This window comes from Hymenobacter sp. APR13 (genome assembly GCF_000737515.1).
GTDB lineage: Bacteria > Bacteroidota > Bacteroidia > Cytophagales > Hymenobacteraceae > Hymenobacter.
This window is the reverse complement of sequence record NZ_CP006587.1, coordinates 4663196-4679878: the sequence shown is the minus strand read 5'-3', so window position 1 is coordinate 4679878 and position 16683 is coordinate 4663196. Positions and strand designations below refer to the sequence as shown.

Below are 16683 nucleotides of genomic sequence, written 5' to 3'. Positions count from 1 at the left end.
GAATGTCAGTGTCTTATGGCACCCGTAAACTAGTAAACTTCTTAAATGAAGAAAACTACTAGTTTCTTGAGTAGTCTTTTTGAAAGTGAGTTTTCAAAAGATCATGCAGTAGCAGCCTCCCAGTAGCCGTTAAGCTGGAAACGAGGGGTTAGGGCTGACCCCTTTTTTGTAGTCATATGTTCCGCAGCCATCCGGATCAGCTGATTTGCGGGATGTAAGAGCCGTAAACGGCAGGGAGATGCCGCAGGGCAGACCCTCTTTTTGTAGTAATATACTGTAAAGTTCTTTATGTTAATGAGTTGTGGGTAATTCCCGGAGCGCCGGGAGCTGTATCTATACAACTACAAAAAAGGGGTTATATAACTACAGAAAAGGGGTGGGAAGTCACGTTTTGCTTCCGTCTGGCAACCCGGTAAACAGTATAGCGCGGGGCGTTTGCGCAATCCGGGCACAGGGTGAAAAACACCCTCCCAGTTGTATCCGGATCAGCCAGAACACCTCAAATTATCGTTGTTAACAACGTTTTGTCCACCCAGAGCCCGCAGCCGCTGGCCAATATGTTTCCTGAAATCCGGCCGCTGCGCACGCCCCCGCAAGCTTGGCTTCGCCGGCGACAGCAACCTAGGCGTGCACTTGGCGTGGGGCGAGTACCGGCTCTTGGCAATGACACAGAGGTGGGGGCCCGGCCAGCTCGAATTGTTGCTGGCCGTGTTCCAGGCCGATCTTCGGGCCACTGCCGCCGCTGAGCCCGCAAGTTCGACTCGCGTCAGGACGGGGTCTTGCTCGACGCGTTGAAAGCGCGCGTGATGCGCAATCCATTCTGGTTTGTCCTGAGCTGATGGCAGGCGCAACCTTTCAGGCGGGAATCTGAGTTGAGTACCATTCAATTCGTACTGGAAGCAGGGTTTGGCAAGGGGGTGGGCGTCAGGAATAAAGCCTGCGTAGTGGCTTACCAGCGGGAATGCGTTCAGCGCCACTAACCGGGGAGGGACAGTCTCATCTATTACAAAAACCACGACAGGAATCAGGATCTTCCGCTTAGTCCGTAGAAGATTTTGCTTCCGATGAGCACTCAGCCACCTACACCTGCTTGGGTAAACGCGAAGCAGTGCCTCTGCGTGGTTTTGGTAATAGATGCCCGCTCATTATGGGGGCGGGCCGGAAGGAGTCTGCGTGGTTCTGGTAATAGGTGTCCGGCATACGATAGATCGTGAAGCACCAGTGCAAGACATCATTTTCAATGTATTTCAATTGAAATAACTAGATGATATAAAGGCTTCTAAGTCGTGATATTTGAAGTGGGCTAGAAGGTCTGACTGATTATTCGGCGTCATCCATCTATTACAAAAACCACGACAGCGGCGGCCCTTCTTTAACAGCCTTTTCTTGAAAGATACGACCTGTTCAAACCTGATTGTTTCCCTGCTTTATATGTTTCCAGGGTAGCTGACTATTTGATTTTTAGCTGGTAGAACGCCTCATCTATTACAGAAACCACGCGGAAATTCGTTGTGCAAGTCACCTTATCTGATTCCCGCACTCGAAAAGCCTGTCAGCAAGCTCATTGTGCATCACAGCGCGCTGTTAAACGCACGCTTTGATTTGTCTATGGTGGAAACGCGCCTGTTCATGACCATGCTTGCATGCATGGCACTTAGCAAAAGCGAGTTACTGGAGATGCGCATTCCGCTCACTGAAATTGTGGCCCTGTCCAGGCGCTGGCTCGGCGGCAAGGGCTACCAGTAGGCGACCGGCATGTGATACCAAAAGGTGATCCGCCTCCTGCATATTGAGTGGTCAGATCCGCTACCCAGTACTTCAGTGGTCTTGTGTCGATGCTCAGCACTCGGTACTTGCCAGCCGAAATCAGCAGCAAGGAAGCCGCCCCGCAGCACAAGTGTCTGAGTTTGCGTAGCACTACTAGGCGCCGGCACGCGGCATTTGGCTACCGTAACGGACCAGGTGGCAGCACCAGGGCCCGCAGGTGCCGGGAGCCTGCCCGGCGTTCAGTGTCCTGCTGTTTTCGATCCATTATATGAATCAGATGAGTTCCGGTCCCTTCGGCATGCCTCCGCACCTGCGACAAGCCCAACTGGCGCTGGACGCTGCAGGCATTCCCCTGGAGACGGGCCTGCAGGCCCTGGCCCTGGCTAACGAGTTCTATCACCAGACGCCCCAGGTCAGCCAGACCGATTCGCTGCGGCGGGAACGCAACCAGCTGCAGGATGAAATGGAAAGTCTCAGCAGCCAGCTGCAGCAGCAGCGAGCGGCAAACCGTCAGCTCGCCGAGCAGTTAGCCTCGGCCCGCCAGCTACCGAAAGAGCACCAGCAGAAAGCGTATCGTCTGCGCAAACAGCTGCGCGCAATGCTGCAGGTGCTTGAGCACCCCCAGGCCAGGGAGCGGACTAAGCTGGCACGGGTGGAGCAACTCATCAGGGCTTCGCTGGCGAATCCGGGAACTGGTACTGATATCCCGTATGATACTGAGCAGATACCCGCCGAGCCGCAGTAGCTGCTCGTCTCCAAGCAGATCACTTACTATCACTAGGAGGTGCACCGGCCGTCAAGCACCATTTCCAGCCTAACCGCTAGCTCCCTAAAGCCGGTCAAGAGCAGATTAACTGCGACCATCAGCAGGCCACTCGCCGCATCACTGATAGGCTGGGCATCGGGAAGCCGAAACATCTTAGTACATGAATACCATCCGCTACTACCGCGTTCGCTATGGCAATATGTACTGCATTGCCCTCAGTAAGCCACACGAAACCACCACACTAAGGGCTTGCAAGCCTACTGTAGCATGCATGCCCGCCCGCTCAGCCCCGAGTACCATACTATCCTTGCTGAAGTGGAGCATTGGCACTTGTATTGAAGTTCCTAGCTATGAATTCCCTGATTATGCTCGGCCCCCCAGACTCCAAGCTTCAGGAAGCCGAACCTAATCCCAAATCAGGATTGCTGAGATGGCCAGCTCCAATCAGCATGTAGGACTGAAGTGGGTATGCTGGTTCAGCAAGTCGTTCATGTACCGCTGTTTCAGTCAGTATATATGCTGAATAACCTTAAGAGAGTACTAAAAGAACCTGTTATTATAGGTTTCCCTCTTGAGGTGGCTGATCTTGTCCCGGTGGGTACGGATGCTGTCCCATCTGGCTCGACCAGCGTTTTTTGCTTTCTGCGATAAACCGGGATATTTCCCGCAGACCTTCTTCCGTAAGTGGCTCAGATTGAATAAGACCTGCATCTTCTGGCTCATCGTCTTCACTATGTCGTTGCTTGCTCATGAGGAAATGAATTCAGGTGATAAGAAGCTGCAAAAGAAGTCTCAATCATGCCAGCGTACAGTGCCGCAACTACTAGCAGCCAAGCGCTTATTGCCTGATACAGGTAGGCATGAGAGAGGCAGATGAAGTTAACACTCCAGTTTCAATTATCCTTGGTTGACACAGGAGGAAGGCGGTAGCCCGTCTGTTATCAATCCCCTGGTCGGGCATGAGTTCGCTACACAGAATCTATGCTCTCCAGACGCGCAGTTACACGTGTTTTTTCAATGCCCCCACGACGGCTGTGACTGCTTTGCTTTGTCTAGAGCCTGTTATGGACTGATACGTTAAATTGGGAGTATGGCCCGGCAAGTTGGTTACCCCAGTGATGTAACGGATGCAGAATGAGCGTTTGTGGCGCCGCAGCGGCAGCATTCGTTGCGGGACTTGTTCAACGCGGTCCGCTGCCTGATCAAATCCGGCTGCGGCTAGCGCTACCGCCCGCACGATTTGCCGCCTTGGCCGGCCATGTATCAGCAGTGGGCGCGCTGGCTTGGGCAACCGCTGTTTTGAGCATCTGCTGGCTAATTTACGCGAACTGGCGTGTCTGTTGGCCAGTCGCCAAGCCGAACCTACGGCCGTGATTCTGGACTCGCGTACGCTGCAAAGCACGCCCGAGAGCGGAGCCCATGCGGGCTACGTTGGGGCCAAACGGCGCAAGGGTAGCAAGGTGCATGTGGCCGTGGATACGCTGGGCCACTTGCCTGGCTGCCATCGTCACGCCAGCCAGTGAACCGGACCGCGGGCAAGTCGCCACGCTGTGTGAGTGGGTGCAGCAGGTCACGGGTCAGCGCGTCGAAGTGGCCTGTGCCGACCAGGGCTACACGGGCGAGGAAGCCGAATACGCGGCCGCCGTCCACGACATTGCTCTACAAGTTGTTTTGCTGGCGGTCATCGCGCCGGGAACGCCCCAGACGTTGTGGGGGTAAGTCGCTTTCCACCGCGGCTCATCAAGCATCCGTTAACTCATACCGTGCTGCCATACCATAAGATACGCAACACGCCTTTTCAGACACAGCCTAAACGTCAGCATCAACGAGCGTACCGTTATTCTAACGGTATAGCGGCGCAGCCTGCTTGAGCTGAAGGAGCACGGAGCTTCCTTGATACAGTGGCAGCTATCTGATCATTGAGAGTCGCGCATCAAGGGGTGTGCACGGGCGAATGCCGGCGGCTTCGATCAAACTGCGCGCAGGTTTAGTTGCCTGCCTGCATCATGCGGGCGCGGTGGGCCAGGCCCCATTCCGCCAGGCTGTCGGTTAGGGCGGTCAGCGAGCGGCCGGTTTCGGAAAGGCTGTAGGTAACCGTCAGGGGTTTGCTCGTGGCCACGTGCCGCACAATGAGCCCGTTGGTTTCCAGGTCCTGCAGCTCCCGGCTCAGTACTTTGCCGGAGATGCCCGTCACCTCGCGCAGCAGAGCCGAGTAGCGCATCGGCTGGTGGCAGAGGCGGGCAATGATGGCGAGCTTCCACTTGCCGCTCAGGATATCGAGCGTATCGTCGATGGCGCGCATGCGATGGGCACAGGCGCCCGTGAAGCAATGATCGGCCGGGTCTTGCTGCATGGGAAGGAGTAGTTACCTGGTTGTCACCAGAGGGCCGCGGATGTCCCGGTTACCTTTTGTCCCAAAGGTACGGCTTGTCAGCAAGAGCATTTACCTTTGCCCCGGATCTATTCCAGGAAAAACACCTTTCAACATGTCATTACTCGAAGACCTGACGTGGCGCTACGCCACCAAAAAAATGAACGGCGAGCGTATCCCCGCCGATAAGCTGAATTATATCCTGGAAGCGGCGCGCCTGGCCCCGTCCTCGTCGGGACTGCAGCCCTACAAAATCCTGGTTATCTCGGACCCGGCGCTGCTGGCCAAGATCCGGGAGGTGTCTTTCAACCAGAGCCAGGTGACGGACTGCTCGCACCTGCTGGTGTTTGTGGCCTGGGATGGCTACAGCGAGGAGCGCATCACGCGCGTCTTCAACTACACCATGGATCAGCGCGGCCTGCCGCACCAGACCATGGCCGACTACAAGCAGAATCTGTGGTCCATGTACGAGCCCCTGGGCCAGGAGTGGCACGCGCAGCACGCGGCCAAGCAGAGCTACATTGCCTTTGCCATGGCCATTGCGGCGGCGGCGGAACAGCGCGTGGACGCTACGCCCATTGAAGGCTTCAACGCCGAGCAGTTGGATACCCTGCTGCAGCTGAAAGGCAGTGGCTACCGCAGTGCGGTGCTGCTGCCGCTTGGCTACCGGCAGGAGTCGGAAGACTGGTTGGTGAACATGAAGAAGGTGCGCACCCCGATGGAGGAATTCGCCCAAGAGCTGACGCTGGCTGATCTGACGAGCGCTGAGGAGCAGGCCGCCCAGTAGGCACCTGCCCTTGACGAAAGTGCCCCGTAATCGTCCAATGCCTAGCTTATCCAGCGGGCAGCGGCCGACTACGGGGCACTTTTGCGTGGCAAAGTGCAGAACGCCGATCAGATACAGGCAGTGCGAGGTGCCTCCCGGAGGCTGATCAACCACGGCACCTATACTTGTACCCGGCTACCCGTTCAGGATTCCAGCTCCGGCAGGTTCAAGGTAGCCCGCAGCACCTTGATGATGAGTTCGGCGCCCCGGTCGGCGTTGGTGAACAGCACGAGGCCCCGGCGGGTCCGCGGATGCAGTACAATCAGGGTGAACAGCCCCTCGTCCCGGCCGGAGTGCAACAGCAGATACCCCTGATCAGGCTGGCTGGTGATGGTGCGGACTTCCCATCCTAAGCCCATGGCCTGATTGGGCTGCCCGGTAGGAGTGAGGGGGGCCACCATCGCCTGCCACACGCTGTCGGGTTTGCTGGTCTGCCGGATAACCCACGCGCCGAACCGGGTGTAGTCCTGCACCGTGGTAACCAGGCCATCGGCGGCGTTGGGGGCCGCGGGCTTGGGGGTGCGCAGCACCGCCCCGCGCGCGTCGTGCCCGACGGCCAGGCGGGTGGAGTCCAGCAGCCGGTCATCGGCCCAGCTGTAGCGGGTATCCCGCAGCCGCAGCGGCCGCAGCAACACGGAGTCGGAGAGCTGCTGCAAAGAGCAGCCGAATTTGCGCTCCAGGGCGCGGCGAAGGTATTCGAAGCCTTCTCCGGAATAGCCGTAAGCCGAGCCGGGCGCGTGCAGGAAGGCCAGTTTGCCTCCGGGCAGCTGGTAGCGCCAGTTCGGCAAGCCGGACCGGTGGCTGAGCACCAGGCGCGTGGTAAGTTGGGACAGTCGTGGGTCGGCGGCCAGATCCGGGTCGGTCCAGTAGTGCACCAGTGGCTCATCCAGGTTCCACTGGCCCTGCCGCACCAGCTGCAGCACCGTCAGCGACACAACGGGCTTGGTCAGCGACGCCACGGGAAATAGCGTCGCGCGGGGCGCCGGCTTACCGGGGGCCAGTTCGCCCTACACGCGCACGGTTCGCACCCGGCCCCGCTTGACAAGGCCGATTCCCACCGTGGATACGTGGCTACCCTGCATCCACCGGTGCAGGCTGTCTGGCGGGGGCAGCCGAAAGCTGCGGGCAGATTGGGCCGCTACGGGCTGCGCACTCAGCAGGCACCCACCACAGGTGAGCAGCAGTGCTGCAAGGACTTTGCTTCGTAGGGGGGATTTAGTGACCATAGCTAACCACGCGGGTGATTTTCCAGCCCGTGGGCTGCTGCTGCCAAACCATCATAAACCGAAACACGCCGCAGTCTGGCTGGCCGTTTTCCTGGTGGCAGAAACGGTGTGCCCCCACCTGAATAGCCCCGTAGCCTTTGATAGGGTACACCTCCAGGCTACCTGCCACCAGCTCCCGGCGGATGTCGGGCGTACGCGCAAACATACCGGCGAAGCCCTGCCGGGTCTGGGCAAAGTTGCTCAGGCCTCCCAGGTCGTGGTAAAATTCCACATCGGGCGAGAAAAACGACATCAGCCGGTCCGCGTCGTGGGCATTGAAGGCGGCAAATGCCTGGGCATCGAGCCGGGCAATCTGGGCCCGCAGGCTATCCGCCAGAGCGGGTTTGGTCACGGCGGCCGGGGCCGAATTGGTCGGCCGGGCCGGGCGGGTAGTCTGGCCGCTAACCCAGAGGCTGGTGCAGGTCAGCAGACCCGTCAGTAGAAATCGGTGCATGCAGGAAGTGTGTGTATTGAGGGTGGCTTTCACTCCCGCCGGGTGGGCCCGGTAGCCGGCTGGCGGCAAAGGAGTGGCCGCAAACCTACCGCCGTGCCTAGCCACGGGGCTTGTAAAAAAGCGAATCCTCAATAGCCGGTGCCCGTGAGCGGCAGCAGGTAGGCTTCCACATTGAACCTGCCGGGCGAAAGCTGTACCATGCGGCGAAACGCGTGGATGAAATGCGCCTGATCGTAGAAGCCGTGGGCCAGGGCCACCTGCGCCAGCGGCAGGGGCGGACCGGGTGCCTGCAGGGTATCCACTACACCCCGCACCCGCAGCACCGTCGTAAACTCTTTGGGTGTCAGTCCCAGTCCCTGCCGGAAGTGTTTTTCCAGGGTGCGGGATGAGCACTGCAGTTCCTTGGCCAGCTCGGCTATTGCCAGGCAGCCCTGCACCTGCTGCAGGCGTTGACAGGCCCGCTGCAGCAGCGGCGCAGGCGCCGTTGGCCGGACCAAAGTGGGCAATACCGAGCTGATATGCTCCACCACGGCCGCTTCTCCAGCCGGACCCGATGCCAGCTGGTAGGAGGGCAGCAGCAAGGGAGACAGCTCCGGCAGAAATTCAGCCAACGGGATGATTCCATCCGCCGAATCCGACAGCGACTGCTCCGTCAGGCTGGTCAGCGCCCAGGGATGCAGCTGCACCATGGTCACGAGGGTACGCGGCTGAATAACCACGTCGACGCTGGCGCGGGCCTGTCCGCAGAAGTACGTGGTGGCCGGCATGGTCAGCTCCCCCGCCGGTTGCGAATAAGCAGTCCCTGCCCGGTCACGTACGCCAGGTTAAAACAGCTGTTGGGCAGCACGTTCTTGTTGTGAACCGGCTGATCGTTCCGGGCGTTATCCAGCACCCAGAACTTTCGAACCCAGGTGCTCAGTGAAGGCCCAGTGTACTGCTCGCGGTAAGCAAATGGCATAGCAAACGGAGGGTGATGGAGAAGACCGCGCCACGGGCAGGATGTGGTAGATGGCTCCCAATAATAATGCATCCCGCCAGAAGGCTGGTGTGGCCTGTCCAGCGTGGGCATAGTAAGGTAGCGGCGAACCGATCGTGTATTGTGGAACTCGTTGCTCTGAATTCTGTGCATGAATGCGGCAAGACCAGCCAGCGCACGAGGGCGTACACCAAACGGTTTACGAGTGGTTTCGACGCTGATCGGCTGACGGTACGTTTGAGTGGGTGTTAGCCGCTTTGCGTCTAGGCCGCGACAAGGTGCGGGGCTTGGACACCTGACTGGTGACCTCGTTCAGGTAGCGCGCATTCAACGCATTTTGCAGCGCTACTTTTCAGACTCAGCGCATTTTTTTGAGAGCAGTGTAGAACCCAATTTGCCGGTGAAGGGTATATTTGGGCAGTCCATAACTTTCTCTTTTATGTCGAAGAAGACCACCAAAACCGAAAACACTCCCGCCGCTGCTCAGCAGCCGCTAACCGCTCTTGAGATCATCCACCGCCGCGTAAAGAAGGCGCAAGAGCGTCGTCGCAACAAGCTCAAGCACGTGAACCCCTAGTCTCGGGTCAAGCGTATGTTGAAAAGCCCTTGCTGCTAACAAGTAGCAAGGGCTTTTCGGTAATAGCCTGTCTATGAATGCCTTGTCTGCGCTGCTGGCCATCTTTCCAGATAGTTAACCCATCCAGGCAATGGGCGGATGAATTTTTTGGCATCCTGCCGTGACTGGTTTCCGCCACGAGCGCAAGCCAGCAATGAGCACCGGCGCTACGTCGATGCGCCGCACATTTTACACAGATTACTGGTCATAGGTGAAGAGAAGTGCTTTCTCAACGAATTGGCGAGCCAAGGACGCCATGTAGCGGCCCCCTGCCAAGTGCATTAGTGCCTGCAGGCATAGCAGGCGTAGAATTTCGACGGCCAGCGCGTCATGTGCGGCGTTGGCCAACCTAATTGTCCAATACTGGTAGTCCTCGACCTGGCTGGTGGTAAACTGCTTGCCAGACTTGAAGGTGAGTACGTAGTCACGCGCTGAACTCAGGGGCAGGGGATGCACGACCAGGCGGTAGTTGTTGAGCAGGCTGGCCAGCACTGCCTTGTCGGTGGTATGCTCTACCAGCATTGGGCAGTAGATAGCTACGGGCCGGCCTTTCTCCAAGTCTGAGTGAAGGTGTTCAGGTCAGGCCCAGAATACTACGCTTGTGCGCCACGTATGCCTTTAACTCAGGCTCGTGCGACCCTTTAATGGTTTGGCACTTGTTATGAAGAGCTTATGGTAGTGGCCTTGTACTAGCATCTTGCTTAGCGAACGATGCGTAGGGGTGATGGCGTCGGAGCAGGAAGGCCAACTCAAAATTGTGGGCCTCTGGCGGCCAGGGGTCCAGCATGGCCTAAGTGGGGGGGCAACGAGAAGGAGCGTGGTTCTGACTCCACTCAGAGCACAATCAGAGAGGAGGCGGGCCATATCACGCAGGCCGATGATGGTTATACCTCGCCTATGGCCATAGCGGCTCCACCCAACTGGTCAGCTTTTGATGCTCGTCAGGTTATGGTCTTGTAAGGTTTATTTTCCCTAGGGCGTCGGACAGGCTCCCGTGCGAGAAGTGCTCATAACAAGGCAGGGGCTGGACCAAGCTTACTTTAAGCTAACAGGCCAGAAACACAGAGGAAGCATCAAAACGTGTGGAGCAGTTGGGCCGACTAGTCATCTGCAGGAGCATCTCGGCTGTCTATCAAATCCCATCGGAAACTGTGTAAGTAGCCACCTAACTCACTTGCCCCACACTTTTGGAAGCTGTCAAACGGCTGCCCAGTACCTTGCATCACTACTACTCGACCACTCATTGATTGCTTACTTCTTTTCGGTAACCGGGGGTTGATGCTAAGCATCGATTCACCCTGCTATTGGATGCAGTGAAAACTCAAGCTAAACGAAAGCAAGTAGCAGCACAGGATCAGTTGAGCACGATTAGGTGAAGGAGGATGAGAGCGGGCAAGCGCCGGAAATCATGACGGAATGCTGGCTAGCAGGATCTCAAAACGTGCGTTGTCTCTCAAAAATACGACGCTGCCATTTGCACGACTGGTAATGAACCTCTTGATGATGCAGCAAGGTCATTCAGTAACGGAGCAATTGAAGCTATCTCTGAAAGCTGCTGGTCCACCAACATGCTTCATTGGCATCAGGTGCTTATGGAGCATGTTGGTGGACCAGCTAGCCAGTGCTGAACGGGTAATGGCTGAAGCAGCTATTCAACAAAATCACAGGTTGTGATTGGCGTCGAAGCTCGGAATACTTGATATGCCAAACGAGCTAGCTGCGTAAAGTGGCATTCAAGGCGTTATTTCGTGGCTGTCGTTTTCTTAGGAACTATTCCTTGAAAATCGATACCCTTCCTGATTTGTAAGAAGTCAGTATAACGTGATATTGCTTCATCCACCATTGCCTGCATTGTATGAACAGGCTCTCCGAGTCGTTCCAGTAGTACAGAAGCTAATCGCAATGCATGATCATGGTCAACGAGCAGGCGAACAGAGGTTTTTACATAGGCACTTTTTACTGGCTTAGCTTTTTTGCTGCTTTGAGCCTTTCCAGATGATGAAGTAGGTAATGGATGTGCATTATACTGCTCAGAGTGTTGAGTTGCGTCCGTCATTTGTGTAAACGAGAAAAAGTGAAATGTTAGTACTTGGAAAATTACTGAAAAACCTCAGTGGCGGCCAATATAGATTGTATGAATGTAAAAACTATGCTTTTTTGATCAAAATAGGTTCAATAGGATTGTATAGATGTGGGAAAGGTGTTGCTTCATAACTAGCCAGTGCTATTGCGCTATGACAAAGTAATGTATGTATAGTATGTGACTTTTAAGAATTGAGTTTGTCTCAAAGTAGATGTCGTATCAGTTGATTAAAAATGATAAATGCGTAAAGTGACGTTACCGGCAAAAAGCGAGAATAGTGAGTAAGTGATTTATAGAGGTTTGTTTTACGGTAATCAGTCTAATCATTCAGATCAGCAAGAGTGATGCTTCAGGCTGTTGAGGTATACCTAATGGATTAGTTGGTATGCAATCGTGTCACTCGAATCGGTAGATTGAAGACATGGTCATAACGGCAGAATAATACCTCTCATTGTATAAAGTCGATGCCAGTATTACAGTGAATGCCTGCAATGACTTTTCATTAAGTTGAAATGATAAGAAATCAGATAACCTGCTTACATTCGGAAAATTCTTGCCTAGCAAGTAATGTTAAAAGGCACTATTAACTGGCCTGTTTTGCTCACGACTGCCCAACCAGACCTATCCAATGGATACTCCTCTCCAAACGCCAACCCCTGAAAAGCGTAAGCGTGTCGGCTCTGCCAGGGGCGGACGAAAAGAGATTCCGATCGAGGAGAGACGAGTCAAGCGAATTGTTCTCCGCTTCACGGAAGAAGAATATGCGGAGTTAAAGCATAACGCAAGCAAGAGTGGTCGCCAACTGGCAGTTATGGTTCGGTCCCAGTTCCAAGACCTCGTGCAGCTTAAAAAGCCCTGGACTGCGGAGCAGTTTCGGCTGTGTCGCGAATTGGCAACACTGAGCAGTGCTATGGAGGCGTTAGCCAGGCAGGCCAACCAAGAGGGCCTAACCTCTCTGGGAGCTGAGGCCCTTGAAGCAGCACGGAAGGTGAGCCGCTACCTGGATACCTGCATCGCATGATTCCTAACTTCACGACGGGGGGGACCCGGAAGGACTGGCCCGCTACCTGCTGGGATACAAGAGTAAAAAAGTCGACAAGCAGGCGGCTGTGCTCGGTTCTGCAGGGGTGCGAACCGACACGCTGGCGCATTTGGTCACCGATTTTGAGTTGGGTGCGCAGCTGCATCCAGAGCTGGGACGGTCTTTGCTGCACGTCTCACTGAGCTTTAATCCAGACGATGCCGCGCGCATGACAGACCATAAAATGCGTCAGATTGCGGAAGAGTACATGGAGGAAATGGGCATGACAGGAACGCAGTACTTAATGGTCCGCCACCGGGACCGTCCGCACAAGCACCTGCACATCATGGCTACCCGGGTAGCCAACGATGGACATACCATCCCGGAGGGCAATAACTATTTGGCTTCGAAGAGGGCAGTTGACAAGCTAGTTGTCCGGCACAGGCTCTCTCCTGCCACAGAAAGGCGGCCGGATTTACAGCATCCTGAGCGGTTGCGTGGTCGGGATCTGAACCGGTTTAAGCTGCGCACCGCCCTGGATCAGGAACTGGTGCCGGACAAGCACACGCAGCGACCGGCCTTGTTAGCGGCGTTGGCTGAGAGAGGAATCGCGCATCAGGAGTTCCGCGACAATAGCGGAAACGTCAGGGGCATCAGCTTTAAAATGGGTGGTTATGCCTGCAAGGGCAGCGCTTTGGGTCCAGAATATAGTTCAACGGGGATAGACCGGCGGTTGGCGGCTAATCAGCAACAAGCACTGAAAACGGCCAGCCAGCGGACTGAGTCCACAACGCTGCCCGCGCCGGCCGCAGCGACGGTGGTTGCTGAGGAGACGCGGGCAGCGCCTGTCGTGTCGGTTTGTCCACCGACAGTGCAACCAGCACGTGAGGAAGCAATCGGCGGTTTTAGCGCGCTGCTCCAATCCGCGGTCAAGGAAGTGCTGAATAACCGGCCAACGGGGCCGGCACAGGAAGAATTCCCGGCGTCAATCGCGCCGGTACCCACCGCTGCAAGACTGGACGTGCCGCAACGACCCGAAGCATGCAATTCAGTGGCAGCACCATTGCCATCACTTATCGAAGCAACGGCTATCGGTGCAAGTGTCCAAGCACCAGAGCATTCAGCCCCAGTACCACCCGAGAGTGCGGCCTCGCCTTTACCAAAGGATTTGTCGCTAGTGGAAGCCGCAGCAGGCGGTGAACTCCTGCTGGAACTGGTCACGCCCTTGGACCGGCCAGCGGACCCAAATGCAGCGATGCCCGCGAAAATGGACGACGTGCCACCGGTAGAAACGGCAACCGCAGGAAGCGCGGCAGTCACCGCGGGAACAGAAACGGAAGTCGTGCTACGCTACCTGACCCCCGCCGAAGAAAAGGAGTTGGACCGGAAGCTCGCGGCTTGGGAGAAACAGCAAGCGGAGCAGGCTCAGTGGGAAGCATACGAGGATCGATACTACGACTTGCGGGCAGAAGTAATCCAGAAAATAGGGGCCGCGGACCAAGCCACCTACCATAATCTGCCAGCGTTTGAAGTCCTGATGCAGGCGCAAGGGCTAGCCTTGCTCCCGGCCCAGGGAGAGGAACCCATCCGGGTGGTTCATCAGTCATCCGGCGAAATGTTTCCTGCGGAAGACCTATGGCTGGCCGGTCGGCCCTTTCTGGAGACAGTGCACACCAAAGCGGCGCAGGCGGCGGAAGCGGCCGCGCGCCCACCCATTGTGGATTGGGAGTCCCGCTACCAGCAGTACATGCAGGAGCGGGCAACTGTGATCGCGCACAACAGCGCCTTGCTTCAAGTGAGCTGGCTGCTTGAGGATAGCCCGAACGCGGCGGGGGTAAGGGGCGCCATCACGCTGGTTAAAACACCCGGTACGCCGTTGATGCACAAAGACGTCTTACTCGAGAATCTACAGGTTGAACTGACCCGTCAGCAAGACCGGGAAAACGAAATTGGTAGGATGGCCAGTGAGCGGAAGCGGCTGGAAGAAGCAGCTAAAAAAGGCTTTGGGCTTACGTTGGGGGCGATGGCTGCGCGCACCAGCTTGCTTGATATCGATTCAAGGACGCCACTCATGCTTCCCATTAACGTTGGCGAAAAGCGCTTTCTAAAACCGGAGCCGTCCAACCTCACCCGGGAACAGTTTGTGCAATTGCAACAGCCTGGCCTCGACCAGGTGCGGGCGGTCGTGAAGACGGTCCTGGCCGCCGGGTTCACGCAATGGAACGAGTTCAAGTCCCGCGTGGATTACTCAGGGATTGAGACGGAGCTTGATGCAGGCAAGGTGGCGTTCCGACACAAGGCCAGCGGGCAGACCTATCGATCTGAAGAAGTAACGACGAATTTCTATGGTCAGTACGTCGAATCCAAAGACCGGGGATTAGCCCATGAGGCGAAGCAACCACAGAAAAGCGCACCAGCACAGAGCAAAAACCAAGAGATTAGCAGGTAGGCTGCATATAGTTACAGCAGTTACTTCAGCGATACGTTCGGTCCGAACAAGGGTCTAATTAAGCTTCCTCATGCTAACGTGCCACACCTGTTTGGGTAGTTACTAGTCGCATTGGTATATTCTGATTTATTGGTACCACCGGCCGAATCAATCCCCAAAGTCGGCTGCTGCCTGCGGGTCATGGGCCACTGCTTGAGACCGGGTTTCCCGCCGCACGCGCTCAACGACGCTGTTGCCAATTGCCAGTCGGTCAATTAGAGACTCCAGATGCAAGGTATGCAATGGTGCGCCGGCCTGCATTTCGGCCCGTAACTCAACGGCCACGAGGTGAAAGTAGTGCAGGACGCCGGCCAGGTAGCGCACATCGGCGCAGTAAACGGGCGGGTTCAGTTCCGGCACGAGCGGCGAGTGGGCCAGCCGCTGGGTTAGGCGGACCAAGTCAGCGTAGTCGAGCCAGAGGTCGTTGCCGTCTTCCCACAAATCGGGCTGAAACGCGTGGAAGGCCTGCGCGAAGTCGGTCACGGACAAGGTAGGAAAGTGGGCGTGGAGATGCTCAGCGACCCAGAGCACGGCCTGAGCGTGTTGGCCGGGCGTAGCCCAGCGGTAGGGGATGGTGTGGCTCTCGGGGCACGCGTGAGTAATAGTGGTGGGTTGCATGAGAACTTCATGAGAAGGGAGAGGAATGGGGCTGTTTACTAGCGCTCTATTGGGCGTTGTCAGCTTTGAGTTGCGCTTGTTGCTTGGCCGCCAGGGCGGCTTCCATTGTTTTGCTCAGCACGTCCAGGCGCCCTTCCCGGCCGAAGCCAACGGCTTTTTCGGCGTACACGGCCCGGGCTTTGGCCCCCTCCCAGAAGAGTTGGTAGGCGCCCTGCGCTTGGCCGGGGCCTAGCAGGTAAGTAGCTTCCGGCCGCAGTACGGTCGGATCGCCGATGGCCATGAAGGCATAGAACTTGCCGTCGAGAAAGGTATAGAGCTGGCTGGGTACCTGTGTCCGGTGCTTGCCAAACCAGCCTTTGGTCCCCTCGTAGGTGTAGGTCTGCGTCGGGCCGACTGGCACGCCCGGGGTGGGGGGCAGTAGTCGCAAATCGGTGAAGGCACTCAGGGGCTCGCCAAAGGCGTGGCCAGCGATGCCGTTGAGCGAATCCACTTTGCCGCCGAATGGAAACGCGGGGGGTGGGGTAGTGGAGGTTTGCGCGGCGTCGGCAGTGGGTGGGGCGGTCGAACTCGGGGACGAGCAGCCGGCGAGTATCCACCCGCCAGCAAGCAGCAGCAGGGTGGCAGGCGTGAGAAAGGAGTGAAGAGCGAGCATATATAGAACAAGAATTAAGAAAGGGGTAAAAGCAGCAAGGTCACTGACCCTAAGCAGGCGGTTTACGGGCTGTCAAGCCTGGGCCATGGGATAGGGACGTAGGGAAAGGAGGATTATGAATGCCTTAGGCTGTGCAGGAGCATATCGGCGGAGAGAGGAAGCAATACAGTAGCAGGCGTAGCAAACCATCAGCCCCCGCTGAAAAGGAGTTTGCCGGGTTTGGCAGTGCGGTGGCAAGGCAAACAAGCGAATCACTAAGCAACGCGAGACTAATGCAATATGCAGCATGTTAGCCGAATGATATATACTATAATAGCTTATTATTCACTAATAATGCAGTAAAATACACATTTTCAGCTGGCTAGTTTTGTGTGCTTTACACGCACGGCTATGTATTTTGCTAAAAACCTGCGCTTTTTACGGCGTCGAGCCGAACTGTCACAGTCTGAGCTGGCCGACCAACTCGCCACCGACTACAACACGATTAGCCGCTATGAAAACGGCAAATCAACCCCCAAACTCGAAGCACTCACCAAACTGAGCCAGGTCTTTCACGTCAGCCTCGACGCGCTACGCAGCCAAGACCTGAGCCAGTCACCGGGGCCTGCGCTAGAGCCGGGCCGGGTGCAGACCGGGGGCCGGCGGGAAGGAGAAGCCCTTGCGAAACCCGCCAAGCACCCGTTGCTAGTGTCGGTGGAGTTGGATGGCACCGCCACCAGCCTGGAACGGGCCGTCGCGCGGCTGACGGCGATTAACGAAGTCGTTGCTGGCACGACTTAA

General features: G+C 56.6%; 14 protein-coding genes. 6 read left to right on the top strand and 8 right to left on the bottom strand.

All coding sequences use genetic code 11. The features are described 5' to 3' along the window. Window positions 1–2035 precede the first annotated feature (2035 nt). Window positions 2036–2512, top strand: a complete 477-nt coding sequence (locus N008_RS19680) for a hypothetical protein (protein ID WP_044017980.1) — start codon at window positions 2036–2038, stop codon at window positions 2510–2512. Between the two features lie 1485 nt (window positions 2513–3997). Beyond that, the gene (locus tag N008_RS21985; RefSeq protein WP_052381777.1) at window positions 3998–4252 is read left to right on the top strand and encodes a hypothetical protein; all 255 of its coding nucleotides are present in this window, start codon (window positions 3998–4000) and stop codon (window positions 4250–4252) included. A gap of 268 nt (window positions 4253–4520) precedes the next feature. Here the strand turns inward: N008_RS21985 and N008_RS19665 are convergent, their stop codons facing one another. After that, window positions 4521–4886 carry a winged helix-turn-helix transcriptional regulator gene (locus N008_RS19665; protein ID WP_044017977.1) on the bottom strand — a complete coding sequence of 122 codons (366 nt, stop codon included), beginning with the start codon at window positions 4884–4886 and terminating at the stop codon, window positions 4521–4523. Between the two features lie 133 nt (window positions 4887–5019). Between N008_RS19665 and N008_RS19660 the strand changes: the two genes are divergently transcribed. Further along, on the top strand, window positions 5020–5691 hold the full coding sequence (locus tag N008_RS19660) for a nitroreductase family protein (protein ID WP_044017976.1): 672 nt from the start codon (window positions 5020–5022) through the stop codon (window positions 5689–5691). A gap of 182 nt (window positions 5692–5873) precedes the next feature. Here the strand turns inward: N008_RS19660 and N008_RS19655 are convergent, their stop codons facing one another. The 3 genes from N008_RS19655 to N008_RS19645 all read right to left on the bottom strand — a co-directional run bounded on the left by N008_RS19655 (window position 5874) and on the right by N008_RS19645 (window position 8216). After that, window positions 5874–6731: a serine hydrolase domain-containing protein gene (locus tag N008_RS19655; protein WP_081910903.1), complete on the bottom strand. Its 858-nt coding sequence runs from the start codon at window positions 6729–6731 to the stop codon at window positions 5874–5876. Between the two features lie 214 nt (window positions 6732–6945). Continuing rightward, window positions 6946–7449: a nuclear transport factor 2 family protein gene (locus N008_RS19650; RefSeq protein ID WP_052381775.1), complete on the bottom strand. Its 504-nt coding sequence runs from the start codon at window positions 7447–7449 to the stop codon at window positions 6946–6948. A 128-nt stretch (window positions 7450–7577) separates the two neighbouring features. Further along, a complete protein-coding gene (locus N008_RS19645; protein WP_044017975.1) occupies window positions 7578–8216 on the bottom strand; it encodes a helix-turn-helix domain-containing protein in 639 nt (212 codons plus the stop codon). A gap of 648 nt (window positions 8217–8864) precedes the next feature. Here N008_RS19645 and N008_RS23390 point away from each other — a divergent pair. Beyond that, window positions 8865–9002 (top strand): hypothetical protein, encoded by a 138-nt coding sequence (locus N008_RS23390; protein ID WP_156109429.1) that lies wholly within the window; start codon window positions 8865–8867, stop codon window positions 9000–9002. Window positions 9003–9239: 237 nt separating this feature from the next. On the opposite strand, the gene N008_RS19635 is transcribed toward N008_RS23390, so the two are convergent. Together N008_RS19635 and N008_RS23385 are read right to left on the bottom strand one after the other, a co-directional pair. Continuing rightward, complete coding sequence (locus N008_RS19635; RefSeq protein WP_044017973.1) at window positions 9240–9563, bottom strand: hypothetical protein; 324 nt, start codon at window positions 9561–9563, stop codon at window positions 9240–9242. A 1219-nt stretch (window positions 9564–10782) separates the two neighbouring features. After that, window positions 10783–11097, bottom strand: a complete 315-nt coding sequence (locus tag N008_RS23385; RefSeq protein ID WP_156109428.1) for a hypothetical protein — start codon at window positions 11095–11097, stop codon at window positions 10783–10785. Window positions 11098–12179: 1082 nt separating this feature from the next. Here N008_RS23385 and N008_RS19625 point away from each other — a divergent pair. Next, entirely contained in the window at window positions 12180–14594 is a 2415-nt protein-coding gene (locus tag N008_RS19625) for a relaxase/mobilization nuclease domain-containing protein (RefSeq protein ID WP_081910902.1), read from the top strand. A gap of 147 nt (window positions 14595–14741) precedes the next feature. On the opposite strand, the gene N008_RS19620 is transcribed toward N008_RS19625, so the two are convergent. Together N008_RS19620 and N008_RS19615 are read right to left on the bottom strand one after the other, a co-directional pair. Next, window positions 14742–15122, bottom strand: coding sequence for a hypothetical protein (locus tag N008_RS19620; RefSeq protein ID WP_197062909.1), 381 nt, complete (start codon window positions 15120–15122; stop codon window positions 14742–14744). A gap of 175 nt (window positions 15123–15297) precedes the next feature. Continuing rightward, a complete protein-coding gene (locus tag N008_RS19615; RefSeq protein ID WP_156109426.1) occupies window positions 15298–15903 on the bottom strand; it encodes a hypothetical protein in 606 nt (201 codons plus the stop codon). Between the two features lie 390 nt (window positions 15904–16293). Here N008_RS19615 and N008_RS21980 point away from each other — a divergent pair, with 390 nt between their 5' ends. After that, the gene (locus N008_RS21980) at window positions 16294–16683 is read left to right on the top strand and encodes a helix-turn-helix domain-containing protein (protein ID WP_052381774.1); all 390 of its coding nucleotides are present in this window, start codon (window positions 16294–16296) and stop codon (window positions 16681–16683) included.

What these genes read in the sequence shown, in the direction of transcription:
- N008_RS23385 (WP_156109428.1), bottom strand. Translation starts at nt 11,097, where the DNA reads ATGACGGACGCAACTCAACACTCTGAGCAGTATAATGCACATCCATTA.
- N008_RS19615 (WP_156109426.1), bottom strand. Translation starts at nt 15,903, where the DNA reads ATGCTCGCTCTTCACTCCTTTCTCACGCCTGCCACCCTGCTGCTGCTT.
- N008_RS21980 (WP_052381774.1), top strand. Translation starts at nt 16,294, where the DNA reads ATGTATTTTGCTAAAAACCTGCGCTTTTTACGGCGTCGAGCCGAACTG.
- N008_RS19635 (WP_044017973.1), bottom strand. Translation starts at nt 9,563, where the DNA reads ATGCTGGTAGAGCATACCACCGACAAGGCAGTGCTGGCCAGCCTGCTC.
- N008_RS23390 (WP_156109429.1), top strand. Translation starts at nt 8,865, where the DNA reads ATGTCGAAGAAGACCACCAAAACCGAAAACACTCCCGCCGCTGCTCAG.
- N008_RS19660 (WP_044017976.1), top strand. Translation starts at nt 5,020, where the DNA reads ATGTCATTACTCGAAGACCTGACGTGGCGCTACGCCACCAAAAAAATG.
- N008_RS19665 (WP_044017977.1), bottom strand. Translation starts at nt 4,886, where the DNA reads ATGCAGCAAGACCCGGCCGATCATTGCTTCACGGGCGCCTGTGCCCAT.
- N008_RS19680 (WP_044017980.1), top strand. Translation starts at nt 2,036, where the DNA reads ATGAATCAGATGAGTTCCGGTCCCTTCGGCATGCCTCCGCACCTGCGA.
- N008_RS21985 (WP_052381777.1), top strand. Translation starts at nt 3,998, where the DNA reads ATGTGGCCGTGGATACGCTGGGCCACTTGCCTGGCTGCCATCGTCACG.
- N008_RS19650 (WP_052381775.1), bottom strand. Translation starts at nt 7,449, where the DNA reads ATGCACCGATTTCTACTGACGGGTCTGCTGACCTGCACCAGCCTCTGG.
- N008_RS19645 (WP_044017975.1), bottom strand. Translation starts at nt 8,216, where the DNA reads ATGCCGGCCACCACGTACTTCTGCGGACAGGCCCGCGCCAGCGTCGAC.